Genomic DNA, 22,461 nt, shown 5'->3' with positions numbered 1-22,461 from the left:
CTGCCATCAGGCGTCGGCGAGGCGGGACAGCTCGTCGGGCAGGTCGCCGGGGTGCACGACGGCCATCCGCTGGGTGGCCCGGGTCAGCGCCACGTACAGGTCGCTGTGCCCGCGCACGCCCTCGTCGAGCACGCCCTGCGGGTCGACGACGACGACCGAGTCGAACTCCAGCCCCTTGGCCTCACCCGGCAGCAGCACCACCGTGCCGCGGGAGGAGTCGGCGGCCGGGCCGGTCTGGGCGCCGGGCAGCGCGGTGGCGACGGCCTCGTGCCGGCTGGGCGGGACGATGACCGCCGCGGTGCCGCCCTGCGCGGCCAGCTCGGCGGCCAGCTCCGCCGTCCGGGCCGCGAGCGCCTCCTCGGTCACCCGGTGCGCGGTCGGCGGCACGCCGGTGCTGCGCACCGAGCGGGGCGCGGCGGCGACCGCGTCGCTCGCGGCGAGCACGTCGGCGGCGACGTCCATGATCTCGGTCGGCGTCCGGTAGTTGACGGTCAGCTGGGCCAGCCGCCACTGCCCCTCGGCGTGCGGGCCGAGCGCCTGCGCCCAGTCGGTCGCGCCGGCCAGGCTGCCGGTCTGGGCCAGGTCGCCGACCACGGTCATCGACCGGGTCGGGCACTTGCGGGCCAGCAGCCGCCAGGTCATCGGGGAGAGCTCCTGCGCCTCGTCGACGACGACGTGCCCGAAGGTCCAGGTGCGGTCGGTCGCGGCCCGCTCGGCGGCGCTGCGGACGTCGACCTCGGTCTCCCGGTCGGCCAGCATCTCGGCGTCCAGCAGGTCGACGGCGGTGAGCTCCTCGCTCTCCTCGTCCTCGTCGGCGTCGTGCGAGCGCGAGCCGTACAGCAGGTCGAGGGTCTCCTGCGCGTGCTCGCGCGCCTGCCGCCGGCGCCGGGCCTCCGCGGCCCGCTCGGCGCTGTCGTCGTGGCCGAGCAGCTCGTCGAGCTCCTCCAGCAGCGGCACGTCGGCGGGGGTCCACTCGGCGCCGGCCCGGCGGTGCAGCAGCGCGCGGTCGGTGTCGGTCCACCCCTTGGTGACCCGCCGGATGCGGTCGGGGTCGGCCAGCAGGTCGCGCAGCAGCTGCTCGGGGGAGAGCAGCGGCCACATCTCGTCGATCAGCTCGCGCACCCCGGCGTCGGCGGCCATCTCGCGGCGCACGTCGTCGACGTCGCGGCGCGAGAGCAGGCTCTCCGCGCCGCGCACGTCGTTGCCGATCCGGCCGAGGAAGCGGTCGGTGACCAGGTCGACCACGGCCCGGGCGAACGCCGGGCGGGCGATGTTGTGCATGCGCGAGGCGCGCCGGCCCACCGTGCGGCAGCTGGTGAGGTCGGGCCCGCGCAGGCTGATGCGCACCCCGTCGACGACGAGCTGGCGGCCGCCCCGGGGTACGACCTCGCGGTCGCGGACGGCGGCCTTGAGCACGTCGACCATCGCCAGGCGGCCCTTGAGCTCGGCCACCGCCGGTGCGTCGGTGCCGCGGGCATCCAGCCCGGGGCGGAGCTGCCCCAGGCCGGAGAGCAGCACGCCGGTCTCGCCCAGCGCGGGGAGCACGTCGGCGATGTAGCGCAGGAAGGTCGGTGTCGGGCCGACGACGAGCAGGCCGCTGCGGGCCAGCCGCTCGCGGTGGGTGTAGAGCAGGTAGGCCGCGCGGTGCAGGGCGACGGCGGTCTTGCCGGTGCCCGGGCCGCCCTGGACGACGAGCACGCCGCGGACGTCGCTGCGGATGATGGCGTCCTGCTCGGCCTGGATGGTGGCGACGATGTCGGTCATCCGGCCGGTGCGCTCGGCGGTCAGCGCGGCCATCAGCGCGGCCTCGCCGGTGAGCTCGGGGCCGTCGCCGCGCTCGGGGTCGACGGTGAGCACCTCGTCGTTGACCGCGGTGACGGCGCGCCCGCGGGTGCGGATGTGCCGGCGCCGGACGACGCCCTCGGGGCGGAACGCGGTGGCGGTGTAGAACGGCCGGGACGCCGGCGCCCGCCAGTCGACCAGCGCCGGGTCGCCCGCGGGGTCGTCGGCGGGCAGCCCGACCCGGCCGATGTAGAGCGGCTGCGGCGCCGCCTCGCGGTCCAGCCGGCCGATCACCAGCCCGTGGTCGGCGGCGTCCAGCGCGGTGATCCGGGCCGACTGGAACCGGGCCGCGGCCTCCCGCTCACCGAGGGACTGCGGGTTGATCACGGGCATCGCCAGCGCTTGGCGGAACCGCATGACGGCGAGCTCGCGCGCGGCGTCCAGCCGGCGGTAGAGGTCGTCGACGGCCGGCTGCTCGGCCGCCCGCTCGGGGTCCTGCACGGCGTCGTTCCCGACGCCGGCCGGTGAGCTCGACAATTCCGGTCTCTCCCTGCTGTCCGTCGGCGGCCGCGGTGGCGCGGAGCTGTCCGGGCGCGCCCTCCCGGGGCGTCCGCGGCGACCAACGATGCCCGGCCGGCCGGTGTTCCGGCCAGCGGCCGTCGATCATGCCCGCAGGCGGCAGGCGGATCAGAGGCGGGCGAGGGTGGCGTCGTCCCGGTCGCCGGCGAAGAACCGGTCCAGGACCGCGCCGAACGCCGGCTCCTCGGCGACGGCGGCGAACAGCGTCGCCGACGAGCGCAGCTTCTGCGCGTCGATCCCCCCGAGGACGGCGACCGGGTCGGTGGTGGCCAGGTCGAGCAGCGCCCGCGCACACGCCACCAGGCGCGGGCCGAGCACCGGGTGGGCCAGGTACGCCCGCGCCTGCTCGGCGCCGCTGACCGCGTAGCGCTGCGCCATCGGGCTGCGGCCCAGGCCGGCGACCTGCGGGAAGACGAACCACATCCAGTGGCTGCGCTTGCTGCCGGCGCGCAGCTCGGCCAGCGCCTGGTCGTACGTGCCGCCGGCGTCCTGGGCGTCGACGAAGCGCTGCAGGTCGAAGGGGTCCGCGGGCATGCGGGCATCCTCCCGTGCTGAGCCGTCCGCCGCCGCCTGTCAGGCTGGCGGCATGGCAGGCACGCCGCTGATCCGCCCCTACCGGGCGGGCGACCGGGCCGCGGTCTACGACGTCTGCGTCCGTACCGCGGACGCCGGTGGCGACGCCCGCGGGCAGTGGTCCACCGACGACCTGATGCCCGACCTCTTCGCCGGGCCCTACGTCGACCTCGAGCCCGGCCTGGCGTTCGTGCTCGACGACGGCGAGCGCGCGGTCGGCTACGTGGTCGGCACCGCGGACACCGCCGCCTTCGTGCGCAGGTGGCGGGCCGAGTGGCTGCCGCGGACCGCCGGGCGGTACCCGCGGCCACCGGAGCCGCCCCGGGATGCGGAGCAGGCGATGGTGGCGCTGTTGTACCGGCCGGAGCGGATGCTGCGCCCGGAGCTGGCCCCGTTCCCGGCCCACCTGCACATCGACCTGCTGCCCGAGCACCAGGGCCGCGGGCACGGTCGGGCGCTGGTCGACACCTTCCGCGCCGCGGCCGCCGGCGCCGGCGCGCCCGCTCTGCACCTGGGCATGGTCGCCACCAACACCCGCGCCCGGGCCTTCTACGACCGGCTCGGGTTCACCGAGATCGCCGTGGCCGACGCCGGTCCGACGACCTACCTGGGGTCGCCGACCACCTAGACCGTCTCGGGCACCCGCAGGTGGGCCACCGACAGCGCGTACTCGCTCACCTCCTGGACCGTCGTCCGGCTGGCCCGGCTGAACTCCTCCCGCAGCGCGCCGCCGGGGTCGACGGCGCGGGCCATCGCGGCCCGGTCGCTGTAGGTGACCGTGGTCGTGGTGCGCCCGGAGATCCGGTCGACCAGGAAGCTCACGCTGCAGAAGCCGGGCAGCTCCTCCAGCCGGGGCAGCAGGCTGGTGCGCACGGTGCCGAGCACGTCGTCCATCGCGGCCGGCTCGTGCAGCGCGCCGCGCACCACCCGGCAGCAGGCGCCGTCCCCGGCGGGCCGCAGCCGGTGCATCACCGCGATCTCCCAGGTGGCGACCATCGGCACCGCGTCGAGCAGCTCGCCGAACCGGGCCCGGAACCCGCGGGTGCCCTCCGCGCTGGCCTGCAGGGCCTCCTCGTCGGCCCAGGCGCTGGTCAGCACGCACCGGCCGTTGCGGTGGTTGGTCAGCAGGGAGAGCCCGACGCAGCCGGCCATCGGCTCGACGGCCGGGAGCACCTCGTCCCGGACGTAGGAGACGGCGGCGTCGATCGCGGCGGGGTCGCCGCGCACGGTGGTGGATCGGGCGAACATGGCGGGCCTCCGCGCCGGGCGGCGACGCCTCGGCCACATCGCCGCGAGGAGCTGCACTGTCCTCGCCGGTCGTCCGCGGTGGGTGCGCCCGGCGTCGCGGGGGTGGGGTCCTCGGCGTTCCGTGACCGCCTGCCTGACGGCCGTCACCCTGTGCCTCTCCGGCGGGTGCGGTCGGGGCTGGGGCCGGCGACCCGGATGATGGGCCGCGATGACCAGCGACCGGCACCGGGGCAGGGGCCGCCTGCCCGCTCCGGGCCGGGGCATCGCCCGGGCGGCGACCCTGCTGGTGTCGCTCACCGCGGTGAGCCAGGTGCTGGGGTTCGTCCGGGACGCGGTCATCGCCGCGGTCTTCGGGGCCGGGGCGGCGCTGGACGCCTACCTGGTCTCCCAGGGCGTGATGAACCTGGTGCTGGCGCTGATGGCCGGTGCGCTCGCCCGCGCGGTGGTGCCGCCGGTGAGCCGGGCAGCGGCCGCCGGGGAGAGCGGCCGGGCCGATCGCACGGTGCAGTCGGTGCTGACCCTCGCCGTGCTGGTCCTGCTGGTGGGCGCCGGGCTGGTGCTGGCCGGCACCGAGCAGGTGGTCGCGGTGCTGGCGCCCGGGTTCGACGAGGCGACCGCGGAGCTCGCCGTCGAGCTGACCCGGATCGTGCTGGTGGCCGCGCTGTTCATCGCCGGCACCGACATCCTCGCCGCCGCTGCGCAGGCCCACGGCCGGTTCTTCGGCTCCGGGGTGCAGGGCGTGCCGTTCAACCTGGTGATGATCGCCGCCGCGGTCTGGGCCGGCCCGCGGTTCGGCATCGAGGCGCTCGCCGTCGGGTTCGTGGCGGGCTCCGCGGTGCGGTTGCTCACCCAGCTGCCCGCCGTCCGGGCCGCCGGCATCCGGCTGCGACCCCGGCTGGCGCTGCGTGACCCGGACGTGCGCGAGGTGCTGCGGCTGACCCCTCCGCTGCTGGTGGGCAGTGCCGTGCTCAACGTCAACACCCTGGTGGACCGGGCCGTGGGATCCAGCCAGGTGGAGGGCGTGATCACCGCGCTGAACCTGGGCTTCCGGGTGGTCAGCCTGGTGGAGTCGCTGTTGGTGGCCACCGTGGTCGCGGCCCTGTACCCGGCGTTCAGCGCCGCCGGCACCCCCGACCGCCGGGCCGAGCTGCGGAGCCTGGTCGACCGCGCGCTGCGGGCCGTGCTGCTGGTGCTGCTGCCGGTGACCGTCGTGCTGGTCGTGGCGGCCCGCCCGCTGGTGCAGCTGGTGTTCGGGCGGGGGGACTTCGACGCGGCCGCCGTCGCGGCGACCACCACCGCGGCGACCTGGTACGCCGCGGCCACCCTGGGGCTGGCACTGCGGTCGATCACCTCCCGCGCCTGCCTGGCCGTCGGGGACCGGCGGACCCCCACGGTGGTGGCGCTGCTGGCGATGGCGGTCAACGTGGTGGGCGACCTGACCCTCGGCGTCGCCTACGGCATCGCCGGCATCGCGCTGTCCACGAGCCTCTCGCTCGTGCTGGCCGCCGGGCTGTCGATCGCGCTGCTCGCCCGCCGGCACGACGGCGTCTCGCTGGGCCCGCTGGCCCGGTCGGTGGCCCGGCTGGGCGGGGCCGCGCTGCTCGGCGGGCTGCTGGCCGCGGGCGCGCTGGCCGGCCTGGGCCCCGGCGACGACGGCGCCCCGGACGCGCTGCTCCGGCTGGCCGTCGCGGGGAGCGTGGTCGCCGGCGTCCACCTCGCCGTGCTGGTGGCGATCCGCGCGCCGGAGCTCGCCGAGCTGCGCAGCCTGCCGGGGCTCCGCCGGCGTCCCGGCCACCGGGCCTGACCGCGAGGGCGACTGCCGGACACCACCGCTTGCTAGCGTTCGGCGATGCCTGCTCCCCGACGTGCCCTCGTGCTCACCGCGGGCCGGGCCCGGGGCTCGCTCGCCGCCGTGCGCGCGCTGCACCAGGCGGGATGGACCGTCGGCGTCGGCACGCCGGACGGCGCCGGGATGGTGACCACCTCACGGGCGTGCGCCCGGGCGCACCGGGTGGCGCGGCCGCGGGGTGACTGCCGCGACTTCCTCGACGGGATCCGGGACGCGGTGGCCGACGGCGGCTACGACGTGGTCTTCGGGGGCGGTGACGACTGGATGGCCGCGCTCGCCCTGTACCGCGACGAGGTGCCCGCGGTGGTGCCGCACCCGGCCGCGGACGTGGTGGACCGGGCGCTGGACAAGGTGGGGCTGACCGAACGTGCTCGGGCCGTCGGGCTCGCCGCGCCGCGCACCGAGCTCGCCACCGAGGCGTCCGTGGCCGGCTGGCAGGGGCCCGTCGTGGTCAAGTGCCGGGCGCACTGGCGGCCCCAGCACGCGCACCCGCACCGGATCGAGGCGCGCTCGTACCCCGACGTGCGGGCCGCGGGGACCAGGATCGAACGGCTCCGGGAGGCGGGGCTCGAGCCGGTGCTCCAGCAGCCGGTCGAGGGGGAGCTGACCGCGCTGATCGGGCTGTTCGTCGACGGCGAGCTGCGGGGCCGCGTGCACCAGCGCTCACCGCGGCTGTGGCCCACCCCGAGCGGGGTCTCCTGCCGGGCGGAGACCCTCCCGGTCGACCCCGGGCTGACCGCCTGCGCCACCGACCTGTTGACCGACCTGGGCTGGTCGGGACTGGTCGAGCTGCAGTTCCTGCGGGACGACGACGGCGTCCCCCACCTCATCGACCTCAACGGCCGGTTCTTCGGCTCGATGGCGCTGGCCAACGCCGCGGGCGCCAACCTCGCCGATGCCTGGGGCCGCCAGGTGCTCGGCCGGCCGGTCCCCCCGCTGGCCGACGCACGGCCGGGCGTGCGGTTCCTGTGGACCGCGGGCGACCTGCGCCGGGCCGCGGTGGAGCGGCGCGGCGGCCTGGTGGCCGACGTGGCGTCGACGCTCCGCTGGCTGCCCGGCGCGACCACCAGCGTCTGGCGGCTGGCGGACCCGGGGCCGACCCTGGAGCTGGTGACCTCCCGGTTCCGCCGTCGCCGGCGGAGCGTCGCCGAGCGCTGAGCCGGCTCGGCGACCGTCCCGCCCGGGCTGGCCGATGAGTTCGCCGTGGTGCACGGCTGGGACCTGGCGGCCGCCGTCGGCGTCCCCTACCGGCCCGGCCCGGCCCGGGGGACGTGCAGGTGTGCCTGGACGTCGCGGGCGACCGGCATCCGGGCGGAGTGCCACCGCAGCCACTCCTCGGTCTGCTCCCCGAGGGCGACGGCGGTGGTCAGCCGCAGGGTGCCGGCCAGGTAGACCAGCAGGTCGTGCAGCCGCAGGCGGCTCAGCTCCCGGCCCAGCAGGTCGGTGGTGGCTGTCTCCAGCGCGGCGAACGCGGCGTCGTCGGCCCGCAGTTCCCGGTGCACGACCGCGGCCACGCTGCTGTCGCCCTCGCGCACGTGCGGCACCGACTGCAGCCAGGTGGCCCGGGACAGCAGCGGCACCAGCCGCGGGTGGCGGTGGTGCAGCGCGGCCAGCACGTAGCGCGGCTGCGGCTCGGGCAGCCCGGCGAGCGCGCGCAGGTGCGCCCCGACCGTGCCGGGCTCGCCCAGCACCGACAGCTCGTCCTCGGGCAGTTCCCACAACGCCCGACCGGCGGCCCGCGCCACCAGTGCGTCGGTGGTGGACTGCGCCTCGTCCAGCCCGTCGCGCACCGCGGCCCAGCCGGCCGGGTCCAGTCGCCCGTGCAGCCCCTCGGCGACCAGCACGTCGTCCTCACCGAGCGGGCCGGCGGGCACCGGCCGGGCGTCGAACCGGTCGTGGCCGAAGGCGGCCACCTGCACCCATCGCCCCTCGCGCTCGGTGGGGGAGCGGTACCGCAACGGCCGGCGTCCCCGGACGTAGCCCAGGACGGCGGCCAGCGCGGTGTCCCAGGGCAGCGGGTCCGGGCCCGTGGTGGGCAGCGTGAACGCCGGGTGGTCGGGGGACGCCGGGTGGTCGGGGGCCATGGTGGCGGGTCAGCCCCCCGGGGTGACGTCGTCCACGTCGAAGGCGGCCATGCTCGCCCCGCCGGTGGCGAAGGAGGCGACGTCCACCCCGGCGGCCCGGCCCGCTGCCGAGCCCATCCCGGCGGCCATCGCCTCGGCGGACTCGAAGTCGAGCTCGGCGATCAGGTAGGGCGCCGGCGCGGTCGGGTCCATCGAGGCGGGGTGGCCGAGGGTGAACCGCAGCAGGCCGGGGATCGCCTGCGCCAGGCCGACGTGCACCTCCCGGTAGTGCCGGTCGAACTCCGCCGGGTCGGTCGGCCGGCCGTACTGGACGATCAGTCGGTGCACCACTGCGCCACCTCTCCACGGTCCGCGGGCTCCGCTGCCCGGGATCCGGGTCAGCCAACCAGGGGTCGGCCGACCAGGCGCGTTCAGCGGTGCCCGATGCCGCCCGGGCCGTGCTCGGCCGGGACGACCTCGCCGTCGATCGGCGGGCCGGGCGGGGTGCCGTCGCCGAACGGGCGGCCGCCGAGCTCCTCGCGGTGGTGCGCGGTCAGCCAGACCGAGGTGTCCGGGCCCATCGGGATGATCTGGGTCGGGTTGATGTCGGCGTGCACCACGTAGTAGTGCTCCTTGATCTGCGGGAAGTCGGTGGTGTCACCGAAGCCCGGGGTCTGGAACAGGTCGCGGGCGTAGCCCCACAGCGCCGGCATCTCGGTCAGCTTGTTCCGGTTGCACTTGAAGTGGCCGTGGTAGACGGCGTCGAAGCGGGCCAGCGTGGTGAACAGCCGGACGTCGGCCTCGGTGATGGTGTCGCCCATCAGGAACCGGCGGGTGGTCAGCCGCTCCTCCAGCCAGTCCATCGCCGTCCACAGCCGCTCGTAGGCCTTGTCGTAGGCGCGCTGGGAACCGGCGAACCCGCAGCGGTAGACCCCGTTGTTGACCTCGGTGAAGATCCGCTCGATCACCTCGTCCATCTCCGCCCGCAGGTGCTCGGGGTAGAGGTCGGGGGCGCCGTCGCGGTGGAACTCCCACCACTCGGTGGAGAAGTCCAGGGTCATCTGCTTGAAGTCGTTGGTGACCACGGCGCCGGTCGGGACGTCGACCATCGCGGGCACGGTGATGCCGCGCGGGTACTCCGGGTCGCGGGCGAAGAACGCCTGCTGCAGCCGCTCGTAGCCCAGCACCGGGTCGCGGCCGTCCGGGTCGAGGTCGAAGGTCCAGCTGCGCTCGTCGTGCGTCGGACCGCAGATGCCCATCGAGATGACCTGCTCGAGGCCCAGCAGCCGGCGGACGATGGCCGCCCGGTTCGCCCACGGGCACGCCCGGGCGATCACCAGCCGGTAGCGGTCGGCCTCGACCGGCCACCCGCTGGAGCCATCGGCGGTGATCCGGTCGGTGATGTAGTTCTGGTCGCGCTGGTAGTCCTGGCCCTTTTCGACGTAGCCGCTGCCGCTCTTCGAGGTGCTCACCACCCCAGCCTCGCCGACGGCCGCCCGTCGCGCGCGCCGACCCGGCGCCGGTGATCCCGTTCCCTTGATCACGTCTAGCCTGGTGGGATGGCCGCCGCACCCTTCCGCCCGCCCTGGTTCGGCCACCCCGTGCTGCCGATCGTGGCCGGCGCCGCCGCGCTGTACAACGCCGTCCAGCTGGTGCTGCGGCTGGTCGACGGGCTGTGGGGGGAGGCGTTCCTCAGCTTCGCCTGGTGCGCCGTGTTCGGCTACGTGGCCGTCGAGTCGCTGCGTTTCCGCCGGGAGCAGGAGACCGCCCGCGCCGCGGGCGACGACGCACCGCCCCCTCCGGAGCGCTGACCGGCCGACCCTGGCTGGCGGGGCAGCACCACCCCGGACGCCCCCGAGAGTTCCGGGGCGGTGCTGCGTCTGGTGCCGGCTCAGCCGCGTTCGGCGGCCGGCGCGTCCTCGGCGGACTCGTCGTCCGGGTCGTCCTTCAGGAACAGGTACCAGTACGACGTCGCCACGAAGACGACGGCGCCGACCAGGTTGCCCAGGCCGGCGAACAGCCAGTTGACCAGCACGTCGCCCCAGCCCAGGTCGGGCACCCCGGCGAAGATGGCCGCCGGCAGGAAGAACATGTTGGCCACCACGTGGTCGAAGCCCATCGCCACGAACGCCATGATCGGGAAGAAGATCGCCAGGATCTTGCCCGAGACGGTCTTCGCCGCCAGGGACATCCAGACCGCGAGACAGACCAGCCAGTTGCAGCCCACCGCGCGCAGGAAGACCTGCCAGGACGACTCGTCCAGCGCCTTGCCCTCGGAGATCGAGGCCAGCCGCTCGAAGGTGAGCGCACCGGTGCCGCTGGCGCCGGAGCTGCCGATCACGCCGGTCTGCACGGCCAGGAAGTACGCCACGAACAGCGCGCCGATCAGGTTGCCGATCAGCACCAGCGAGAGGTTCCTGGCGACGTCGCCGATGCCGATCTTGCCGCGCATCGCGCCCAGCGGCACCAGCGCCATGTTGCCGGTGGCCAGGTCGGAGCCGGCGATGAGCACCAGCACCAGGCCGAGGGTGAACGTGGCCCCGGTGAAGAGCGTGGGCAGGGTGCCCCACGTCTCCGGGTCCAGCCCGGAGGAGACGGTGATGGCGACGAGGCCGCCGAAGGCGATGTAGGCGCCGGCCAGGAACGCGCTGACCAGCACCTTGTCCCAGGTGCGGCGGGTCTTCTTGGCGCCGGTCTCGGCGGCGGCCTGGGCGATCTCGGGTGGTGTGCGAGCGGGCACGACTGCCTCCTCGGTGTCTGACGGACCGACCCGTCGTCTCCGGGCCCTGAGGTGCCAGCCTCTCGGACCCCGCGCGGTACCGCCCGTCGAAGTGACACCGGACGGGCGCGCGACGGGAGGTCAGCCGTCCCGGTCGCCCCGATCGCGCCAGCGGTCCCGCCGGTCCTGCCGGTCGCCGTCCCCGTGGCCGTCCCGGTCGTCGTGCCAGCCGTCGTCCCGGTCGTCGTGCCGGTCGTCGTGCCAGCCGTCGTCCCGGCCGTCGTCCGGCTCATCGACGGCTTCCGTCGGGGCGGGGACCGGGGCGGGTGCCGGCGCGGGCGGCGGTGGTGGGGGAGGTGGCGGCGCGACCGCGTGCGTGAGGTCCACCGCCGCGCCCGGGAGCACCTGCCCGACCGGGTACAGCGCGATCACCTGGCCGTCGGGGACGTCGCCGGTCTGCAGCGGCCGCAACGTCACCACCATCCCGCGCTCGGCCAGCTCGGCCTGCACCTCGGCGACCGGGCGCCCCACGTAGTCGGCCGTCGACAGCGACACCAGCCGCACCGCCGGCTCGGTGGGTGCGGCGGACGCGGGGGTGGGCGACGGGCGCACCGCTGCGGCTGCGGCCTGGTCGCCGCGGTCCGTGGCGAGCTGCAGCAGGCCGGACGTGCCGCCGGCCACGACCAGGAACGTGAGCACCGCGGCGAGCAGGAACGGCCAGCGTCGGTGGGGTGCCGGCTCCGGCTCGGCCTCGTCGGCCTCGTCGGCCTCGTGGGCCGGGGACGGCGGGCGCGGCGGCGGGGGCGGCGGTGCCGCCATGCGCACGGCGGGCATCACCAGCGTCCGCGGCCCGTCGGCCGGGCCGGCGGCCGGCCGACCTGCGAGGACGTCCTCGACGGCGGCGCGGAGGGCGGCGCCGTCGGCGAACCGCTGGGCGGGGTCCTTGGTGATGGCGCGGTCAATCAGCCGGCGCAGAGCCGCCGGGACGTCGTCGGGCAGCGGCGGCGGGACCTCCCGGATCCGACGCAGCGCGACCTCCACCGCGTCACCGCCGTCGTAGCCCCGGTGACCGGCCAGGCACTCGTAGCCCACCAGGCCGAGGGCGTACACGTCGCTGGCCGGGGTGGCGCGCTCCCCGGCGGCCTGCTCTGGTGAGAGGTAGTGGGCGGTGCCGACGACCTCACCGGTGACGGTCAGCGGCACGCTGCTCGCGGAGAGGGCGATTCCGAAGTCGGTCAGCTTGACCGCGCCGTCGTCGCCGAGCAGCACGTTGCCCGGCTTGACGTCGCGGTGCACGACCCCGGCGGCGTGGGCGGCGGCCAGCCCGGCGGCGCACTCCCGGAGCACGGCCAGCGTGCGTTCCGGGGAGAGCCGCCGCTCCCGGCGCAGCAGCATCGACAGTGACTCACCGCGGACCAGCTCCATCACCAGGTAGGCGAGGTGCTCACCGTCGGGGGAGGCGTCGGGCGGTACCTCGCCGTAGTCGAAGAGGGTGGCGATGGCCGGGTGCAGCAGGCCGGCCGAGTGCTGGGCCTCGGCGCGGAACCGGGCGAGGAAGGTGGCGTTGGCGGTGTACTCCGGGCGCAGCACCTTCACCGCCACGTCCCGGCCGAGCAGGGTGTCGCGGGCACGCCACACCCGGCCCGTGCCGCCGGTGGCGATCGGCGCCAGCAGGTCGTAGCGCCGGCCGAGCAGCGGACGGTCGGGGAGCACCCGCCGATGGTGACCGCTGCGCGGCGGCGGTGTGTGACGGCTGGGGCGGGAGTCGCAGCCGGCACGGGAGTGCCCGGAACCGCGCCCGTGGGGGCGTGGTCAGCCGCCGTTCCCGTTCCCGCCGCCGTTCCCGTTGCCGCCGCCGTTCCCGGGTTCGTTCTCGTCGGGTTCGTCCTCGTCGGGCTCGTCCTCGTTCGCCTCGTCCTCGTCGCCGCCGGTCGACGGGGCCGGGGTGGTGGACGGCGGGGGGCTGCTCGGCGGGGTGGTGCTCGGCGGGGACGCTGCCGGGGGCTCGGTGGCGTACTCGACGGTGACCGTGCTGCCGGGGCTGAGTTCGCCGGTCGGGGAGACCGCCACGACCTCGCCGGGATCGACGTCGGCGGTGCGGCGGGGGACCAGGTCGACCGCCAGGCCGAGCTCGTTCAGCTCCGCCTGCACGTCGTCGACCGGCCGGCCCACGAAGTCGGCGGCGGTGACGGTGACGGTCTGCGTGGTCTGCGCCCCGGTCGTCTCGGGAGCGGAGGTGCCGGTGGTCGGTGGGGGCGTGGTGTCGGCGTCGCCGGTCGTGCCGCTGTCGGTCACCTGGGTGATGCCGAAGACGAGCGCGGCCACGGCCAGCAGCGCCAGGCCGGCCAGGGCGAGCCGCCTGCGCGAGCGCGGTGCCGGCGGGTCGGCCGGGGCCGCACCGCGGCCCGGGCCACCCGGGCGTGCGCCGGTCGACCCGGCCGGCCGGGCTCCGGCGGGGGAGCCGCCGGAGGGCACCGGGGCGGCGAACACCCGGGTGGCCGGGGTCGACCGGGCGGCCGACGCCGAGCCGGCCGGTGGCAGCACCGTCGTCTCGTCGGCGGTGGAGGCGGTGGAGGCGGTGGAGGCGGCGGAGGCGGTGGGCAGCACGGTGGTGCGGTCGGTGACCGGGCCGGGCAGGGGGCGTCCGGCGCGCACGTCGTCGACGGCGTCCCGGAGGGCGGCGCCGTCGGCGATCCGCTGGGCCGGGTCCTTGGCCAGCGCCGCGCCGATCAGGGCGCGGACCGGTTCGGGGACGTCGGCCGGCAGCGGTGCCGGGGTGTCCCGGATCTGCATCAGCGCGACCTGCACCGAGCTCTCCGCGTCGAACGCCCGGTGCCCGGCGAGGCACTCGTAGCCCACCAGCCCCAGGGCGTAGACGTCGCTGGCCGGGGTGGCCCGTGAGCCCTGCGCCTGCTCGGGGGAGAGGTAGTGGGCGGTGCCGATGACCTGGCCGGTCTGGGTGAGGGAGACGCTCGCCGCCGACAGGGCGACGCCGAAGTCGGTGAGCTTGACGGTGCCGTCGTCGGCGAGCAGCACGTTGCCCGGCTTCACGTCCCGGTGCACCACGCCGCCGGCGTGCGCGGCGGCCAGCCCGGCGGCGCACTGCCGGAGGACCTCCAGGGTGCGGTCGGGGGTGAGCCGGTGCTCGCGGTGCAACAGCTGGGAGAGCGACTCCCCGCGCACCAGCTCCATGACCAGGTAGGCCAGGTGCTCGTCACCCGGGTGCTGGGCAGGGACCTCGCCGTAGTCGAAGAGGGTGGCGATGTGGGGGTGCAGCAGCCCCGCGGAGAGCTGCGCCTCGCTGCGGAACCGGGCCAGGAACGTGGGGTCACCGGTGTACTCGCTGCGCAGCACCTTCACCGCGACGTCCCGGTCGAGCACGGTGTCGCGCCCCTGCCAGACCTGACCCATGCCGCCGGTCGCGATCAGGGAGGTCAGCTGGTAGCGGCCGTCGATCAGCCGGCCCGTGGGGTGCACCTGGCGCTCCCGTCGTCGTCCGTGGTCCGGCGGTCTGCCGGCGACCCGGTCAACGACCCTGCCACCCCGCGGCCGGGACGGCAGCGGCAGGGCACGCGTCGCCGGGGCGGCAGGCGTCAGGGGGTCGGCATCCCACCGTTGACGTTGAGGGTCTCCCCGCTGACGTAGCTGGACTCCGGGGAGGCGAGGAAGACGTAGGCCGGCCCCAGCTCGGCCGGCTGGCCGGCGCGACCGAGCGGGGTCTCCTGGCCGAACTCCGGCAGCGCCTCGGTCGGCTGGCCGCCGGAGGCCTGCAGCGGCGTCCAGAACGGGCCGGGGGCCACCACGTTGACCCGGATGCCCTTGGGGGCGAGCTGCTGGGCCAGCGCCTTGCTCATCGTGTTGATCGCGGCCTTGGTGGTGGCGTAGTCGACCAGGCCGGGAGAGGGCTGGTAGGCCTGGATCGAGCTGGTGTTGATGATCGTCGCGCCGGCCGGCAGGTGCGGCAGGGCCTCCTGCACGATCCAGAACAGCGCGTAGACGTTGGTCTTGAAGGTCCGGTCGAACTGCTCGCTGGTCACGTCGGCGAGGTCGTCGACGTAGGTCTGCCGGCCCGCGACGTTGGCGACGATGTCCAGCCCGCCGAGCTCGTCGACCGCCGTGTGCACCAGCGCCCGGGCGGCGGACTCCTCGGCGATGTCGGACGGGGCGAGCACGGCCTTGCGGCCGGCCTCCTCGATGAGCGCTGCGACCTGCTCGGCGTCGGACTGCTCGCTGGGCAGGTAGTTGAGGACGACGTCGGCGCCCTCGCGGGCGAAGGCGATCGCCGCCGCCCGGCCGATGCCGGAGTCGGCGCCGGTGACCAGCGCCTTGCGGCCGGTGAGCCGCCCGGTGCCCCGGTAGCTGGTCTCGCCGTGGTCGGCGCGCGGCGCCAGGTCCTGGGCGAGGCCGGGGGCGTCCTGGCTCTGCTCGGGGAAGCCGTCGGTGCGGTACCGCGTGGTCGGGTCGGTGAACGTGAACTGGTCGGGCACGGGTCTCCTCTGGTCGTGGGTGGCCGCACCGGCAGTGCCCGGTCCGGTTGCGGACCACACCCCGGGACGGCTGGTCAGCGCCAGGTCCACACCGGGGGTTCGAGCAGCGGCCGCACGGTGCCGCCGGCGGCGAGGTGCAGGCTCCAGGTGGCGTCCACGCAATCGGCGAACTCCTCGTCCATCGCGTCCGCCGTCCACAGGGTGCTCGTCCCTCCACAGCCGGCCGGCCGGCGGCGCCCGCGGCGTGCCTCGATCTGCTACCCGGCGGCGTCGGCACGGCCATCGGGGCGGGACCGGCGCCGGGGGAGGGAGTTCAGGCGGCGGGCGGGGCGCCGCGCAGCCGGACGACGGCGGCGCGGAAGTCACGTCGGCCGAAGAGCCGCCACGCGGTCCGCGCCGCGCGGGGCAGCCCCACCATCAGCCGGGCCCGGTCGCCGGCGCAGGCGTCCTCCAGGGCCAGGCCGAGCACGAGCATCTGCTCCCGCCCGGACAGCGGGTTGCCCGCGGCCCGGCTGATCGCCGCCCAGTCGGCCGAGGTGAGGTGCGTGGCGACCAGCGGCAGCAGTGCGCGCTCCTCGGCGGCGGTGTGCACGCCGACGGCGGCCGCCAGCCGGGTGCACGCCCCGGCGAAGACCTCCTGGGCCCGGTCGCCGCCCGCGACCGCCCACTGGCGGCCGGCGGTGGTCAGGTCCCGCAGCAGCTGGTCGATCAGCGTGGCCCGGGTCGTCCAGGCCCGCACCTCGCCCCGGGCGTCCTCGCGCACGCCGTCGGGGAGCCCGGTGAGCAGCAGCGGCCAGAGCAGGTCGCGCTCGGTGGCGTGGTGCTGCACGACCACCCGGGCGACCAGGTCGGCGTGGGCGGCCAGCTCGCCGGCGCGGGCGGTGTCGTCGGCCGGCGCCCAGGAGGTCAGCTCGGCGAGCAGCCGGAGCTCGCGGCGGGCGAGCCCGTGCAGCACCCGCTGGTAGGCGACGGCGGCCGTGCTCGGCAGCCGGTCGGGGTCGGGGGTCGGAGCGGCCGCAGGGCGGGGGAGGACCGCGGCGGTCATGGCGCACCTTCTCCGGTTCGGCAGTGGTTCGGACGCCAGCACGGTAGGGCGGCCGAGCCCCGGCCGGACAGTGATTTCGGGGTCCGGCGGCCAAGATCAGCCCAAGGTCGGGGGAACACGCCGCCGGGGTCATCCCCGAGTCGTAGGCGGTCTCACCCATCCGGGTCATCAAGCACGCCGGTGCGCCGGTCGACAGCTACCAGGCAGTCCCTGCCCGGGACCGGTGCCCTCGGCGACCAGGAGACATCCAGATGGACCACCAGCGACCCGACGAGCCCGCCGTGCGCCGGCCCGACGCGCCCCCGCGCCGCCGGACCGGACAGCGGCTGCTCGCCGCCGCGGCGGCCGCGGTGCTCGGGTTCGGCGGGGCCGCGGCCATCGACCACCTGGCGCTGGCCGACGGCATCGAGCCCCTGGCCGACTTCGGCCCGGACGGCGACGGCCTGAGCCGGCTGGTGGTCACCGCCGCCGGCCGCGCCGTGGACGACGCCGGGCTCGCCGCCCTGCAGGCGCACCCCGGCGTGGTCAGCGCGCAGCGGATCTTCGACGGGTCGGTCCTGGTGGCCACCGAGGGCCTGTCCGTGGCCGACCTGGACGGCGTCGTCACCGACGCCACGGTCGAGCCCTCGATCACCGCCTCGGTGTTCGGCACCGTCAGCGATCCGTACTGGGCGCAGTACGGGTGGAACCTGCAGAACACCGGCTCGAACGCCTACGGCCAGTCGGCGGTCGCCGGCGCCGACGTCGCGGCGCCCGAGGGCTGGGCGGCCGGCACCGGCCGCGGCCTCGTCGTCGCGGTCACCGACACCGGGCTGGTGGCCGACCACCCGGACCTGGCCGGCGCGCTGTGGACCAACCCCGACCAGGCGTGCAACGCCCCGGACACCGACGGCAACGGCCTGGCCGGTGACTGCCACGGCTGGAACTTCTACCGGGCCAACGCCGACTACACGAACGCCGGCGGCGACAACAGCCACGGCACCGGCGTCTCCGGCCTGGCCGGCGCGCGCGCCGGGAACGGCGCGGGCTCGGCCGGGGTCGCCCCGGACGTCACCATCATGCCGCTGGTCATCGGCTCCGGCGGCTCCGTCGACCAGGTGGCCGGTGCCGCGGCGATCGTCTACGCCGTCGACCAGGGCGCCGACGTCATCAACGCCTCCTGGGGCGGGGCCGGGCTGTCCGCCCAGCTGGTCGCGGCGATCGACTACGCCAACGCCCACGGCGTGCCGGTGGTGGCCGCCGCGGGCAACGACTCCGGCAACCGCGACGTCAACGAGGTCTACCCGGCCAACTACCGGGCGCCCAACGTGGTCACGGTCGGCAACGCCACCGCCTCCGACACGGTCAGCCCGAGCTCGGCCTACGGCGCCACCACCGTCGACCTGTTCGCCCCGGGCAACTGGGTCTTCACCACGGACAACACCGGCAGTTACAGCCTGATCAGCGGCACCAGCGCCGCGGCGCCGCAGGTGGCCGCCGCGCTGGCGCTGTACCGGGCGCACCTGCCCACCGCGTCGGCCGCCGACCTCAAGGCCCGGATGATGGCCGACACCCGCACCGCGCCCGCGTTCGTCGGGAAGTCGGTCAGCGGCGGCCGGCTGTCCCTGGCCGCGCTGGGCAGCACCGTCGAGGACGTGCACTACTCCTTCACCGGCATGCGGACGACGCCGGGCACGGTCACCCCGCAGGTCGTCGTCGACGGCTCGACGCCGGCCGGCGTGTACAGCGTGCGCCTCGGGCTCGGCCTGGAGTACCAGGGCGAGGTCATGGCGGTCGCCGGGCACCCGATCGACCTGGGCGGGACGGTCGCCACCACCGACGACACCGGTGGGGTCACCTTCGACCTGGGCAGCCGCCCGAGCGCCGGCCCGCAGGTGCTGAGCCCCTCGACCGAGCTCGGGGTCGGGCGGTACGTGCTGACCGTGCAGCTCTACCGCGACGGCGTCGCGGCCGGCCGGCAGTACGCCGCGCCGCTGCTGGTCGCCGCCGCGGCCGCCACCCCCACCCCGTCCGCGCCGACCTCCCTGGCGCCCTCCGGTGGATCGACTCCGACGTCCGCGCCGACCCCGGGGAGCACCGTCGCCCCGACCCCCGGGACGACGACCGCGCCGACCTCGTCCGCCCCGGGCGGGTCCGGGGGGACCACACCGACGTCGTCCGCCGCGACCCCGACGGCCGGTGCGCCGACGGGCACCGCGCCGGCCCCGACGACCCCGCGGGTGACCTCGTCGCCCACGGCGTCGGCGACCGCCACGCCCACCTCGTCCGGTGGCTCCGGCGGCGGCTCGGGCGGCGCGACCCCGACCGGCTCGTCGTCGGCCTCCTCGACCCCGAGCCCGACCTCGACGCCGACCCCGACCTCGACCGGCACCGCGGCGCCCCCGCGCAGCTCCACCGCGCCGGCGCCGGGCAGCACGCCGACGTCCTCGCCGTCGCCGACAGCGCCGGGTGGTGGCACCACCTTCCCGCCGACCGGGGCGTTCGGGCTGACCTCGATCAGCCCGGCGCAGGTGGGCACCGCCGGCGGTACGTCGGTGACGGTCACCGGCACGGCCATCCCCGCCGGTGCCCTGGTGGTCGTCGGGGGCAGCCGCTCGGCGACGGTGACCAGCGTGTCGGCGACCCGGCTGGTGTTCATCGCACCGCCGCTGGCGGTGGGCAGCCACGACGTCACCGTCTTCGCCCCCGACCGGACCACCTCCGCGACGCTGCCCGTGGCGCTGACGGCGGTGGACGGTGGCTCCGGCGGGGCCGCGCCGACCTCGGCCGGCAGCACGCCGACGGCCACGGCGACGGCCACGGCGACGGCCACGGCGACGGCCACGGCGACGGCGACACCGACGTCGGGTGGTGCCCGGCCCACCGAGCTGGCGGGCCCGCACGGCATGCGGCTGGTGCGGTCCACGGTGCTGGCGTCGCTGGTACCGCGGATCTGGCAGGTCAACTGCGCGTCGGCCTGCAGCGGGATGGCCGTCTGACCGACTCCCGCCGGCCCGCCCGCACCCGGGTGGGCCGGCGGTGACACCCGACTGCGGCTCACCGGACAGGATCGGGGCATGCCCGCTCCCGGTGACCCGCTGCGTTCGCTCGGCTTCCTGACGATCGGCCTGTTCGACGGGGCCGACCCCGGTCCCGGCCACGAGACCACCCTGCAGGTCATCGAGCTCGGCGAGCAGCTGGGCTTCGACAGCGCCTGGCTGCGGCACCGGCACCTGCAGTACGGCATCTCCTCGCCGGTCGCCGTCCTGGCCGCGGCGACCCAGCGCACCTCCCGCATCGCGCTGGGCACCGCGGTGACCCCGCTGGGCTGGGAGAACCCGCTGCGGCTGGCCGAGGACCTCGCCACCGTCGACGTGCTGTCCGGCGGCCGGCTCAACCCCGGGGTCAGCGTCGGCCCGCCGATGCACTGGGACGACGTGAAGGCCGCGCTCTACCCGGACACCGCCGACCTCGAGGACCTCTCCTACGAGCGGGTGTCCCGGCTGGTGCGCTTCCTGGCCGGGGAGCCGGCGTCGTCGTTCGCCGGCCGCGAGGGCGTGGTCGAGGAGTGGTCGGACCGGGTGCAGCCGCACTCACCCGGGCTGGCGTCCCGGGTCTGGTACGGCGGCGGGTCGCTGCGCTCGGCGCAGTGGGCGGGGGAGCAGGGGCTGAACTTCCTGACCTCGTCGGTGGTCAAGGCCGAGTCCAGCGAGGACTTCGCCACCGAGCAGGCCACCCAGGTGCAGGCGTTCCGGGCGGCGAACCCGGCGGGCCGGGTGTCGCAGGGGCTGGTGGTCATCCCGACCGACTCGGCGACGGCCGAGCAGCGGGAGAAGTACGCCGCCTACGTCGAGGCGCGGCTGCCGCGGACGGCGACGCCGCAGGGACCGGCGCGGATGATGTTCGCCCCCGACCTGATCGGGACCTCGGAGCAGATCGCCGAGCAGCTCCACGCGCACGCCGGGTTCCGCGAGGTGTCCGAGGTGGTGTTCGCGCTGCCGTTCAGCTTCGAGGCGGCCGACTACGTGCAGATCCTCACCGACACCGCCCAGCACCTCGGCCCGGCGCTCGGTTGGTCGCCGACCGCCTGAGGCGCGCGGTCCGCCCGCCGTCGCGGGCCACGGGTCAGTCGGCCGGGTCGGCGATCCAGTGACCGGTGTGCGAGAAGTCCTCGGTCGCCGGGCGCTGGCAGGACGGGCAGGGGTCGGCGACCAGGTTGCCCTCGGTGCCGAGCCGCTGGCGCAGCCGGCGCATGGAGCGGGCGCCGTCGGACAGCTCGGAGATCCAGCTGTCGAGCGCGTCTGCCTGTGGTGCGTGGTCGGTGGTGCGCATGCGGGGGTCATCGGCGGCCGGCCGGCCGGGCGGGACCGTCGCGGCACGGGTGCGCAGGATGAGCCGGATGTGACGGGGCGGCGGCGCAGCCCACACCGGCCGACGTCGGACACGGCGGTACCGGACCGGTCGTGGGCGACCGATAGCGGGGAGGAGATCCCGGCGGAAGGAACCACCCAGTGCGCACCCGCACCCGTTTCGGCGACCGGCTGGCCGTGCTCGGCGGAGCCCGGCTCGACGTCCTTCGTGTCGCCCCCGGCGCACGCGCCCGGCAGGTCGCCCTCGGCGGCGTGCTGGTGAGCACGGCCGCGCTGGCCGCGCTGTCGGCGGCGTTCGCCGTCCACATGACCCTCGGCGCCTGGTGGGCGCTGGCCACGGCGATCGGCCTCGGCTGGGGGCTGGTGATCCTCAACCTGGACCGGATGCTGCTCACCGGGATGTCCCACGACCCGTCCTGGCAGCGGAACGTCGCGATGGCGCTGCCGCGCGTCGCGCTCGCCCTGATCCTGGGCACGGTCATCTCCACCCCGCTGACGCTGCAGGTGTTCAGCAAGGAGATCGACGCGACGATCGTGACGATGCAGGCCGAGGCCGCGCAGGAGTTCAGCGAAGGGCTGGACGCCGACGAGCGGTACGCGCAGATCCCGGTGCTGTCCGAGCGGATCGCCGAGTCGCAAGCCGTGCTCGCCGGTGGGCGCACCGCCGACCCGAACGCCGCCCCCACCGTCGTCGCCGCGCAGGCCGAGCGGGACGCCAAGCGCGCCGCCTACGACGCCGCGGTCGGCCGGTACGACGAGCTGCAGGCCAAGGCGCAGTGCGAGCTGGACGGCACCTGCGGCTCCGGCCGGGCCGGCACCGGCGACGCCTACTTCTCCGCTGCGGCGGCCGCGGCCCAGGAAGCCACCGCCCGCGACCGGGCGAAGGCCGAGCTGGACGACGCCGAGGCCGCGCTGCAGCAGACCCGGGCGACCGCCGCCGACGAGGCCGCCAGCGCCGACGCCCGCGGGCTCGCCCTGGCGCGGACCGACCTGGCCGCGGACTCCGCGGAGCTCACCCGGCTGACCGATGCCCGCAACGCCGAGCAGGCCGCCTTCGACGCCGAGAACGGCGAGAGCGACGGCATCCTGGCCCGGCTGGAGGCGATGGACCGGCTCGGTGAGGAGCGGCCGATGGTCGGCACCGCCCACCTGATGCTGTTCCTGCTGTTCCTCTGCATCGAGGTGCTGCCGGTGCTGGTGAAGGTGATGCTGAACTTCTCCCCGCCCAGCGCCTACGACCGGCTGCTGGAGGTGCGCGACGCCGAGGAGATCGAAGCGGAGAAGATTCGGGTGAACGGCCGGCAGCGGGCGCAGCGGGCCCGCGCCGACCTGGTCGTCGCCGCGGAGACCGACCGGATGGCGCGGGAGATCCTGGAGCGGGAGGCCGCCCAGCGCGAGGAGGCGGCGCGCAAGGCAGCCCGCCGGCGCGCCCGCCGGCTGCCGCGGACGCTGCGGGCGATCTTCCCGGCCCGCGACGGTGCCCCGGCCGCGCCCGAGATCATCGAGCCGACGCTGGACACCGGCGAGCTGGAGGCGCTGCTCACCGGCTCCTACGAGGCGGGGATGTACGGCACAGGTTCCCGCCGCGCCGGCCGCCCCGAGGTGCCCGGCCCCCGGCCGGCCGCCGAGGCCGTCCTGGCCGGAGCCGACGACAGCGACCGCTGACCCCGCGTTCGCCGAGAATGGCCATTTCCGCCCCCTTCACAGGGGGCGGAAATGGCCATTTTCGCCCCCGACGTGAGTGACGGCACCGCCCCGCAGCGTGCC

General features: G+C 76.1%; 19 protein-coding genes. 7 read left to right on the top strand and 12 right to left on the bottom strand.

Annotated features, from left to right (window positions below):
- Window positions 1–6 precede the first annotated feature (6 nt).
- Both JD78_RS10985 and JD78_RS10980 read right to left on the bottom strand, forming a co-directional pair.
- Window positions 7–2,283: a HelD family protein gene (locus JD78_RS10985; protein ID WP_243731026.1), complete on the bottom strand. Its 2,277-nt coding sequence runs from the start codon at window positions 2,281–2,283 to the stop codon at window positions 7–9.
- Between the two features lie 186 nt (window positions 2,284–2,469).
- Window positions 2,470–2,895 (bottom strand): DUF1810 domain-containing protein, encoded by a 426-nt coding sequence (locus JD78_RS10980; protein WP_153357818.1) that lies wholly within the window; start codon window positions 2,893–2,895, stop codon window positions 2,470–2,472.
- 52 nt (window positions 2,896–2,947) lie between these two features.
- On the opposite strand from JD78_RS10980, the gene JD78_RS10975 reads away from it, so the two are divergent.
- Entirely contained in the window at window positions 2,948–3,562 is a 615-nt protein-coding gene (locus JD78_RS10975; RefSeq protein WP_153357821.1) for a GNAT family N-acetyltransferase, read from the top strand.
- On the opposite strand, the gene JD78_RS10970 is transcribed toward JD78_RS10975, so the two are convergent.
- The gene (locus JD78_RS10970) at window positions 3,559–4,182 is read right to left on the bottom strand and encodes a putative quinol monooxygenase (protein WP_153357824.1); all 624 of its coding nucleotides are present in this window, start codon (window positions 4,180–4,182) and stop codon (window positions 3,559–3,561) included. The two genes, JD78_RS10975 and JD78_RS10970, sit on opposite strands and share 4 nt — an antisense overlap.
- A gap of 208 nt (window positions 4,183–4,390) precedes the next feature.
- Between JD78_RS10970 and murJ the strand changes: the two genes are divergently transcribed.
- Window positions 4,391–5,986, top strand: coding sequence for a murein biosynthesis integral membrane protein MurJ (gene murJ, locus JD78_RS10965; RefSeq protein ID WP_153357826.1), 1,596 nt, complete (start codon window positions 4,391–4,393; stop codon window positions 5,984–5,986).
- A gap of 45 nt (window positions 5,987–6,031) precedes the next feature.
- Entirely contained in the window at window positions 6,032–7,189 is a 1,158-nt protein-coding gene (locus JD78_RS10960; protein ID WP_153357830.1) for an ATP-grasp domain-containing protein, read from the top strand.
- 86 nt (window positions 7,190–7,275) lie between these two features.
- Here the strand turns inward: JD78_RS10960 and JD78_RS10955 are convergent, their stop codons facing one another.
- The 3 genes from JD78_RS10955 to JD78_RS10945 form a co-directional block, all read right to left on the bottom strand.
- On the bottom strand, window positions 7,276–8,115 hold the full coding sequence (locus JD78_RS10955) for a hypothetical protein (protein ID WP_208104078.1): 840 nt from the start codon (window positions 8,113–8,115) through the stop codon (window positions 7,276–7,278).
- Window positions 8,116–8,124: 9 nt separating this feature from the next.
- A complete protein-coding gene (locus tag JD78_RS10950; protein ID WP_153357832.1) occupies window positions 8,125–8,445 on the bottom strand; it encodes an EthD family reductase in 321 nt (106 codons plus the stop codon).
- 80 nt (window positions 8,446–8,525) lie between these two features.
- Window positions 8,526–9,566, bottom strand: coding sequence for a glutathione S-transferase family protein (locus JD78_RS10945; RefSeq protein ID WP_153357834.1), 1,041 nt, complete (start codon window positions 9,564–9,566; stop codon window positions 8,526–8,528).
- 87 nt (window positions 9,567–9,653) lie between these two features.
- On the opposite strand from JD78_RS10945, the gene JD78_RS10940 reads away from it, so the two are divergent.
- Complete coding sequence (locus tag JD78_RS10940; protein ID WP_153357837.1) at window positions 9,654–9,905, top strand: hypothetical protein; 252 nt, start codon at window positions 9,654–9,656, stop codon at window positions 9,903–9,905.
- 80 nt (window positions 9,906–9,985) lie between these two features.
- On the opposite strand, the gene JD78_RS10935 is transcribed toward JD78_RS10940, so the two are convergent.
- The 5 genes from JD78_RS10935 to JD78_RS10915 form a co-directional block, all read right to left on the bottom strand.
- Entirely contained in the window at window positions 9,986–10,834 is an 849-nt protein-coding gene (locus JD78_RS10935; protein WP_153357840.1) for a formate/nitrite transporter family protein, read from the bottom strand.
- A 120-nt stretch (window positions 10,835–10,954) separates the two neighbouring features.
- Complete coding sequence (locus JD78_RS10930; protein ID WP_194290405.1) at window positions 10,955–12,526, bottom strand: protein kinase domain-containing protein; 1,572 nt, start codon at window positions 12,524–12,526, stop codon at window positions 10,955–10,957.
- Between the two features lie 99 nt (window positions 12,527–12,625).
- Window positions 12,626–14,290 (bottom strand): protein kinase domain-containing protein, encoded by a 1,665-nt coding sequence (locus JD78_RS10925; RefSeq protein ID WP_243731025.1) that lies wholly within the window; start codon window positions 14,288–14,290, stop codon window positions 12,626–12,628.
- Window positions 14,291–14,406: 116 nt separating this feature from the next.
- Complete coding sequence (locus JD78_RS10920) at window positions 14,407–15,300, bottom strand: glucose 1-dehydrogenase (protein WP_153357844.1); 894 nt, start codon at window positions 15,298–15,300, stop codon at window positions 14,407–14,409.
- Between the two features lie 313 nt (window positions 15,301–15,613).
- On the bottom strand, window positions 15,614–16,345 hold the full coding sequence (locus JD78_RS10915; RefSeq protein WP_153357847.1) for a hemerythrin domain-containing protein: 732 nt from the start codon (window positions 16,343–16,345) through the stop codon (window positions 15,614–15,616).
- Between the two features lie 251 nt (window positions 16,346–16,596).
- On the opposite strand from JD78_RS10915, the gene JD78_RS10910 reads away from it, so the two are divergent.
- Both JD78_RS10910 and JD78_RS10905 read left to right on the top strand, forming a co-directional pair.
- Window positions 16,597–19,323, top strand: coding sequence for a S8 family serine peptidase (locus tag JD78_RS10910; protein ID WP_166521133.1), 2,727 nt, complete (start codon window positions 16,597–16,599; stop codon window positions 19,321–19,323).
- Between the two features lie 78 nt (window positions 19,324–19,401).
- Window positions 19,402–20,415 (top strand): LLM class flavin-dependent oxidoreductase, encoded by a 1,014-nt coding sequence (locus tag JD78_RS10905; protein WP_166521132.1) that lies wholly within the window; start codon window positions 19,402–19,404, stop codon window positions 20,413–20,415.
- 34 nt (window positions 20,416–20,449) lie between these two features.
- On the opposite strand, the gene JD78_RS10900 is transcribed toward JD78_RS10905, so the two are convergent.
- The gene (locus tag JD78_RS10900) at window positions 20,450–20,656 is read right to left on the bottom strand and encodes a hypothetical protein (RefSeq protein ID WP_153357850.1); all 207 of its coding nucleotides are present in this window, start codon (window positions 20,654–20,656) and stop codon (window positions 20,450–20,452) included.
- 179 nt (window positions 20,657–20,835) lie between these two features.
- On the opposite strand from JD78_RS10900, the gene JD78_RS10895 reads away from it, so the two are divergent.
- Window positions 20,836–22,359, top strand: a complete 1,524-nt coding sequence (locus tag JD78_RS10895) for a DUF4407 domain-containing protein (RefSeq protein WP_153357853.1) — start codon at window positions 20,836–20,838, stop codon at window positions 22,357–22,359.
- Window positions 22,360–22,461: the final 102 nt, after the last annotated feature.

The organism is Modestobacter roseus (genome assembly GCF_007994135.1).
Classification (GTDB): Bacteria; Actinomycetota; Actinomycetes; order Mycobacteriales; family Geodermatophilaceae; genus Modestobacter; species Modestobacter roseus.
The sequence above is the reverse complement of the archived record's forward strand: the minus strand, read 5'-3'. Positions and strand labels throughout refer to the sequence as shown.

What these genes read in the sequence shown, in the direction of transcription:
- JD78_RS10980 (WP_153357818.1), bottom strand. Translation starts at nt 2,895, where the DNA reads ATGCCCGCGGACCCCTTCGACCTGCAGCGCTTCGTCGACGCCCAGGAC.
- JD78_RS10975 (WP_153357821.1), top strand. Translation starts at nt 2,948, where the DNA reads ATGGCAGGCACGCCGCTGATCCGCCCCTACCGGGCGGGCGACCGGGCC.
- JD78_RS10970 (WP_153357824.1), bottom strand. Translation starts at nt 4,182, where the DNA reads ATGTTCGCCCGATCCACCACCGTGCGCGGCGACCCCGCCGCGATCGAC.
- murJ (WP_153357826.1), top strand. Translation starts at nt 4,391, where the DNA reads ATGACCAGCGACCGGCACCGGGGCAGGGGCCGCCTGCCCGCTCCGGGC.
- JD78_RS10960 (WP_153357830.1), top strand. Translation starts at nt 6,032, where the DNA reads ATGCCTGCTCCCCGACGTGCCCTCGTGCTCACCGCGGGCCGGGCCCGG.
- JD78_RS10955 (WP_208104078.1), bottom strand. Translation starts at nt 8,115, where the DNA reads ATGGCCCCCGACCACCCGGCGTCCCCCGACCACCCGGCGTTCACGCTG.
- JD78_RS10940 (WP_153357837.1), top strand. Translation starts at nt 9,654, where the DNA reads ATGGCCGCCGCACCCTTCCGCCCGCCCTGGTTCGGCCACCCCGTGCTG.
- JD78_RS10915 (WP_153357847.1), bottom strand. Translation starts at nt 16,345, where the DNA reads ATGACCGCCGCGGTCCTCCCCCGCCCTGCGGCCGCTCCGACCCCCGAC.
- JD78_RS10910 (WP_166521133.1), top strand. Translation starts at nt 16,597, where the DNA reads ATGGACCACCAGCGACCCGACGAGCCCGCCGTGCGCCGGCCCGACGCG.
- JD78_RS10905 (WP_166521132.1), top strand. Translation starts at nt 19,402, where the DNA reads ATGCCCGCTCCCGGTGACCCGCTGCGTTCGCTCGGCTTCCTGACGATC.
- JD78_RS10900 (WP_153357850.1), bottom strand. Translation starts at nt 20,656, where the DNA reads ATGCGCACCACCGACCACGCACCACAGGCAGACGCGCTCGACAGCTGG.